The 680-nt window shown below is 46.5% G+C and carries 2 protein-coding genes; both read right to left on the reverse strand.

Features of this window, described 5'->3' with window-relative positions:
* Positions 1 to 105 precede the first annotated feature (105 nt).
* Positions 106 to 309, reverse strand: a complete 204-nt coding sequence (locus H8S45_RS15915; RefSeq protein WP_186950616.1) for a hypothetical protein — start codon at positions 307 to 309, stop codon at positions 106 to 108.
* A complete protein-coding gene (locus H8S45_RS15920) occupies positions 306 to 650 on the reverse strand; it encodes a hypothetical protein (protein WP_186950618.1) in 345 nt (114 codons plus the stop codon). The genes H8S45_RS15915 and H8S45_RS15920 overlap by 4 nt, the downstream gene beginning before the upstream one ends.
* Positions 651 to 680: the final 30 nt, after the last annotated feature.

The raw sequence follows: 680 nt of genomic DNA on the forward strand, positions 1-680 counted from the left end.
CGTATACAATAGCTTGTGAGATTGCCAGTCCCTCTGCTTGTTTTTCCGGCGTATACTGTCGGTCAAACATAGTGATATGCTTTATATTTGTCCCAGAAATGTCCATCAGGTGTCCTCCTTCCCGTGCCTTTTCCCCATTCTGTAGGCCTCAACCATGCCATACAGAAATACAAGCCCCATTAGATCATCAACCACACGAGGCTGTATTTCTCCATAAACGATGAGTTCAAGTGCCTGCCATATTATTGCGGTTGCAAATTCAAACAGTATGAGAGCAAATGATATTTCAGCTATTTGATTTATTTTCATGCTTCTCCCTCTGGCGGGCGGCGGTAGGCGAATCCCACACAATTTGAAAAATCAAATTTGTATGCGCCATTAAAAACCGTCTCATTTTCGCTGTCCACTAATGCCCACTGATCCTCCCAGCCGTATTCTATCGGCTGCATAAATACCAGAAATACCGGCTGTCCGTCCATCTCCCGCAGCTGCTCCAGCGTCAGCGGCTCGTTCGGCGGGGTGAGGGTGGGCGCTTGAACCACTCTCTGCATCACCCGCCGTAGGATAGATTTTTCCTTTTCATCTTCGGTGTCATTGTACCAAGACACGAGATCATTGTTTAGTGTATATGCATCAATCGCCCTTGCCATCTTTCAGCACTTCCATTCTTTCTTTAGTTG

The organism is Agathobaculum faecis (genome assembly GCF_014287995.1).
GTDB lineage: Bacteria > Bacillota > Clostridia > Oscillospirales > Butyricicoccaceae > Agathobaculum > Agathobaculum ammoniilyticum.